Origin of the sequence: Streptomyces sp. SPB074 (assembly GCF_000154905.1) — a bacterium.
In the GTDB taxonomy this organism is placed as follows: domain Bacteria; phylum Actinomycetota; class Actinomycetes; order Streptomycetales; family Streptomycetaceae; genus Streptomyces.
Window position 1 is genome coordinate 6,403,619 of the sequence record NZ_GG770539.1, and the last position, 5,416, is coordinate 6,409,034.

Consider the following 5,416-nt stretch of genomic DNA (forward strand, 5'->3'; position numbering starts at 1 on the left):
CCCCGCGCGCCGCGGCGGCCGCCTGGGACACCGACCTCGCCGCCGAGGCGGTCGCCGCGGACCCGCAGGCCGCGACCGCCTCCGGCGGCACCGCCGCCGACGCCTTCGACAACAACGACGCCACCTCCTGGACCAGCGACGACTCCGCCACCGCCTGGCTGAGCGTCGATCTCGGCAGCAGACTGCGCATCGAGCGCGTCGTCCTCGACTGGGGCGCCACCTACGGCAAGAAGTACGTCGTCGAGGTCTCCGACGACGGCGGCGACTGGCGGCCCTTCTACACCGAGGACCAGGGCACCGGCGACACCGTGACCGCCCAGACCTACCCGCAGGAGGTACGCGGCCGCTACGTCCGGGTACGCGGCGTCGAGCGCTCCGCCGCGGGCGGCTACGTGCTCGGCTCCTTCAAGGTCTACGGGGGCACCCCCGCCCCGGCCGCCACCTCGCGCGCCAACCTGGCCCTGCACCACCCCGCCTACAGCGACCTCTACCAGGGCTCGGGCGCCAACCCCTCCTTCGTCACCGACGGCGGCTTCCCCGCCGACCTCAAGGGCGACGCGACCCGCTGGGCCAGCGACTGGAACGCCGACCGCTGGGTCGCCGTAAACCTCGGCGCCCCCTCCACCATCGACAGCGTCGACCTCTACTGGGAATCCGCCTTCGCCGTCGACTACGAGATCCAGGTCTCCGACGACAAGGAGAACTGGCGCACCGTCTACCAGCCCTCCGCCGACGAGGTGGCCGCCCGCCGCGCCGACGTCGGCACCCCGGGCCAGTCCGCGGGCAAGCACGACACCGTCCAGCTCCCCGAGCCCGCCACCGGGCGCTACGTACGGATGCTCGGCAAGGAGCGCCGCTCCTTCTACAACCCCGCCCCCGCCACGGCCCAGTTCGGCTACTCCCTCTACGAGTTCCAGGTCTGGGGTACCGGCGGCAGCGCCGAGGCCGCCTACCCGGCCCTCCCGGCCGAACAGGGCGGCGACTACCGCACCACCTTCTTCGACGACTTCGACGGCGCGGACCTCGACCGCTCCAAGTGGCGCGTCGTGCGCACCGGCACCGAGATGGGCCCGGTCAACGGCGAGTCCCAGGCGTACGTCGACACGCCCGACGCCCTCAGCACCCAGGACGGCGTCCTCCAGCTCAAGGCGAAGTACTGCAAGGGCTGCACCGAGGCCGGCGGCACCACCTACGACTTCACCTCCGCCCGCATCGACACCAACACCAAGTTCGACTTCACCTACGGCAAGGTCAGCGCCCGCATGAAGCTCCCCGTCGGCGAAGGCTTCTGGCCCGCCTTCTGGCTGCTCGGCAGCGACGTGGACGACCCGAAGGTCTCCTGGCCGGGCTCGGGCGAGACCGACATCATGGAGAACATCGGCTACGACGACTGGACCTCCACCGCGCTGCACGGCCCCGGCTACTCGGCCGACGGCAACATCGGCGCCCAGCAGACGTACCCGGACGGCGGCGCCGACCAGTGGCACACCTACGCCGTCGAGTGGAAGCCGACCGGCATGACCTTCTCCGTGGACGACCGCGTCGTCCAGGAGACGAGCCGCAACAAGATGGAGTCCACGCGCGGCCAGTGGGTCTTCGACCACAACCAGTACGTGATCCTCAACCTGGCCCTGGGCGGCGCCTACCCGGCGGGCTGGAACAAGGTCACCTCGCCCTACTGGGGCCTGCCCCAGTCCAGCGTCGACAAGGTCGCCCAGGGCGGCGTCCAGGCCGACATCGACTGGGTGCGCGTCGAGCAAAAGGGCTGAGGCCCCCGCGGTCCGGGCCCCTCGCAGCGGGCCCGGGCCGCGCCCGGCGCGTACCCCCGGTCCGGCGCCGTTACGCGCTCAGTCCGCGACCGCGTCCGCCACCACGAAGCAGTCCCCGGCATGGTCGTCCACGACCCCGGTCGCCTGGAGGAAGGCGTACGTGATCGTCGTCCCCACGAAGGAGAAACCGCGCTTCTTGAGGTCCTTCGCGAGCCGGTCCGACAGCTCCGTACGGGCCGGCGGCAGCGCGCCGCGCGCCCGGTGCCGCACCACGGGGCGGCCGTCCACCCACGACCACAGGTACGCGTCGAAGGAACCGAACTCGGCCGCCACGGCGCGGAAGGCGCGCGCGTTGCGCGGCAGCGAGGCCACTTTCAGCCGGTGCCGCACGATCCCCGCGTCCCCGAGCAGCGCCGCCAGCTTCTCCGGCCCGTACTCCGCGACCGCCCCGGCGTCGAAACCGTCGAGCAGCCGCCGGTAGTTCTCCCGCTTGTTCAGCACCGTCGACCAGGCGAGCCCGGCCTGCGCGCCCTCCAGGACCAGCATCTCGAAGAGATAGCCGTCGTCGTGGGCGGGGCGGCCCCACTCGCGGTCGTGGTACTCCGTCATCAGCGCCGAGGTGCCCTCCGCCCAGGCGCAGCGCCGCACCGCCGCCGCGGGCGCCGCGCCCGGATCGGCGAGGACCGCCCGCGTCGTCTGCCGCAGCCGCAGGCAGGCCCGCGCCGCCCGCGCCCGGTCCCCGTCCGTCCCGTCCCGTACCGTCACCGCACGCTCCCGGTCTCCACGGCGCCGGCCCCGTGCCGCGCGCCCGCCCCCAGCGTGCACCACACCACTGACAACGGCCCGGTGACGAGGCGTGCGAGGAGCGCGGGCCGCCCGGCGACGGCCCCCGCCGCGGCCTCAGCCCGCCTCGCGGGCGCCCTCCGCGACCCCGTACGGCGACACCTCGTCGACGCGCGCCACCTCCTCGGCGCTCAGTGACAGTCCCGCCGCGCCCGCGTTCTCCTCCAGCCACTTCCGCCGCTTCGTCCCCGGGATCGGCACCACGCCGCGGTCCGCGAGCCAGGCCAGCGCGAGCTGGGCCGCCGTCACCCCGCGCGCCTCCGCGAGGGCGCGCAGCCGCTCCACGACGCGCAGGTTCGCGACGATGTTCTCCTCCGAGAAGCGCGGCAGCCCGCGCCGCGCGTCGTCCTCGGCGAGGTCGGCCGCGCGCGTGATCGTGCCGCTCAGGAAGCCCCGGCCGAGCGGCGAGAACGCCACGAAGCCGATGCCCAGTTCTCGCGCCGTCTCCAGCACCCCGTTGCGCTCCACGTCCCGGCTGAAGAGCGAGTACTCCGACTGGAGCGCCGTCAGGGGGAACGTCGCGTGCGCCCGTCGCAGCTCGTCCGGGCCCGCCTCGCTCAGCCCGATGAAGCGCACCTTTCCCGCCGTCACCAGCTCGCCCATCGCCCCGACCGTCTCCTCGACCGGCACCGCCGGGTCGATCCGGTGCAGGTAGTAGAGGTCGATGACGTCCGTGTCCAGGTGGCGCAGCGAGCGCTCCACGGCGCGCCGCACGTGCCCCGGGGAACCGTCGTGGGCCTGCGCGCCGCCGTCCTCGAAGTCCCTGGCGAACTTCGTGGCGAGCGTGATCTCCCCGCGCCTCGCGCCGAGCGCCCGCGCGATCAGCTTCTCGTTCTCGTACGGGCCGTATGCCTCCGCCGTGTCGATGTGCGTGACGCCGAGGTCCACCGCGCGCCGCAGCGTCGCGATCGCCTCGCTCTCGTCCCTGGGCCCGTACCAGACGCTCATGCCCATCGCCCCGAGGCCCTGCTCGGAGACCCGGAGGCCCTGCGAACCCAGTGGGATCGTCCTCATGGTGTGTCGTCCTCTGTCGTCGTGTGCGCCGGTCCGGCGTCCTCCGTGGTGGCGGAACCGGCGGCGCCGTGCCGGCCCGCCGTGTCCCCGGCCGCGTCGCGGTAGTACGCGATCTTGCGGTCGATCGCCGCGAGGTGCCCGCGTGTCTCGCGCAGCCGCTCCAGGACCCGTTCCCGGTGCGCCTCGAAGACCTCCAGGCGCTCGCGCTCGGTGCCCGGCCGGCGGGTCAGCGCGGCGAAGGCGCGGATGTCGCGGATCGGCATCCCGGTACGGCGCAGCGTCACCACGCCCGCGAGCCATTCCAGGTCCCGCTCGGTGTAGCGGCGCTGCCCGGTGCCCGTGCGCCCGGCCGGTTCGGCCGTCAGGCCCTCGCGCTCCCAGTACCGCAGCGTGTCGATGCCGAGCCCGAGTGCCGCCGCCGCCTCGCCGATGGTGAGACCGCCCGCCGGCACCTCCACGTCCGGCCGCAGCCGGGGAGCTCGCCCTGCCATGCACACCACCCTCCGCCCTGGAGCGCGCTCCAGGGCAAACACGGGACCCCGCACCGGGCCGGCGGGGCGGAATCCCCAGTGTGGTGCCAGGGTGGAGGCAGTGGCTCGCGCGCCACGGGGCAGGCCGGTCCCGCGCCACGAAGCCGCCGGGCCCGCGCCGCGGGCCCGCCCCACGAGTCCAGGAGGAACCCTCATGTCCGATTCGCCCCTCGTCGCCGTCCTCGGTACCGGGATCATGGGCGCGGGGATGGCCCGCAGCCTGCTCCGCGAGGGACTTTCCGTGCGCGTGTGGAACCGCAGCGCGGACAAAGCGCGCCCGCTCGTCGCGGACGGCGCGGAACTCGCCGCCGACCCGGCGGCGGCCGTGCGCGACGCCGACGTGGTCCTCACCGTCCTCAACGACGGCACGGCGGTCGCCTCCGTCATGGAGCAGGCGGCGCCCGGACTGCGCCCGGGACAGCCCTGGCTCCAGGCGTCCACGGTGGGACTCGCTGCCACGGCGACGCTCGCCGGGAAGGCGGCGGAGCACGGGGTCGTCTACCTCGACAGCCCCGTCTCGGGCACGAAGGAGCCCGCCGAGCAGGGCAAGCTGATCGTCCTCGTCTCGGGGGACGAGGCAGCCCGGCCCACCGTCACGCCCGTGCTCGACGCGATCGGGCAGCGCACCGTGTGGGCGGGGAACGAGCCGGGCGAGGCGACGCGCCTCAAACTCGTCGTGAACGCCTGGCTCGTCAATCTCGTCAGCTCCGTCGCCGAATCCCTCAACGTGGCCGAGGCACTGGACGTGGACCCGCGCCTCTTCCTCGACACCGTCACGGGCGGGGCGCTGGACAGCGCGTACCTCCAGATGAAGGCGGACGCGCTCCTCAGGGGCGCTCTCGACCCCAGCTTCGCGCTCTCCACGGCGCTCAAGGACACCCGCCTCATCCTCGACGCCACCGCCGGGAGCGGGGCCCGTCTCGACCTCCTCCACGCCACGGCCGCCCGCTTCGCCCGCGCGCGCGACGCCGGCCACGGCGGCGAGGACATGATCGCGACGTACTTCGCCGGGAGGCCCGGAACCGATTCCTGACGGCACCGAGCGTGTGGCGGCGCGGGCGGCGCGTCCCCGCCGCCCCGCGCGGTGGGAGGAGGACCGTGTCCCCCCACCGCGCGGGCCCCTCACTCCCGCTGCTCCCGCTCGCGGCGCCCCTCGCCGGGCCGCAGGCCGAGCGCGTCGAGCAGGCGGGCCAGGTCGTCGGCGTCCCTGGCCCGTGCTGCGAGGGCTTCCCGCGCCCTGCGGCGTTCCGCCGCGAGCGC

The 5,416-nt window shown here is 74.3% G+C and carries 5 protein-coding genes; 2 read left to right on the top strand and 3 right to left on the bottom strand.

The features are described 5' to 3' along the window. On the top strand, positions 1 to 1,769 hold a 1,769-nt coding region (locus SSBG_RS27365), incomplete at its 5' end, for a discoidin domain-containing protein (protein WP_008749291.1). A 78-nt stretch (positions 1,770 to 1,847) separates the two neighbouring features. Here the strand turns inward: SSBG_RS27365 and SSBG_RS27370 are convergent. From SSBG_RS27370 to SSBG_RS27380, 3 genes are all read right to left on the bottom strand, one after another. Next, complete coding sequence (locus SSBG_RS27370; protein ID WP_234010659.1) at positions 1,848 to 2,534, bottom strand: DNA-3-methyladenine glycosylase I; 687 nt, start codon at positions 2,532 to 2,534, stop codon at positions 1,848 to 1,850. A gap of 135 nt (positions 2,535 to 2,669) precedes the next feature. Next, positions 2,670 to 3,626 carry an aldo/keto reductase gene (locus SSBG_RS27375; protein ID WP_008749293.1) on the bottom strand — a complete coding sequence of 319 codons (957 nt, stop codon included), beginning with the start codon at positions 3,624 to 3,626 and terminating at the stop codon, positions 2,670 to 2,672. Continuing rightward, entirely contained in the window at positions 3,623 to 4,117 is a 495-nt protein-coding gene (locus SSBG_RS27380; RefSeq protein ID WP_078491425.1) for a MerR family transcriptional regulator, read from the bottom strand. The genes SSBG_RS27375 and SSBG_RS27380 overlap by 4 nt, the downstream gene beginning before the upstream one ends. A 193-nt stretch (positions 4,118 to 4,310) precedes the next feature. Between SSBG_RS27380 and SSBG_RS27385 the strand changes: the two genes are divergently transcribed. Then, on the top strand, positions 4,311 to 5,189 hold the full coding sequence (locus tag SSBG_RS27385; protein WP_008749295.1) for an NAD(P)-dependent oxidoreductase: 879 nt from the start codon (positions 4,311 to 4,313) through the stop codon (positions 5,187 to 5,189). Positions 5,190 to 5,416 lie beyond the last annotated feature (227 nt).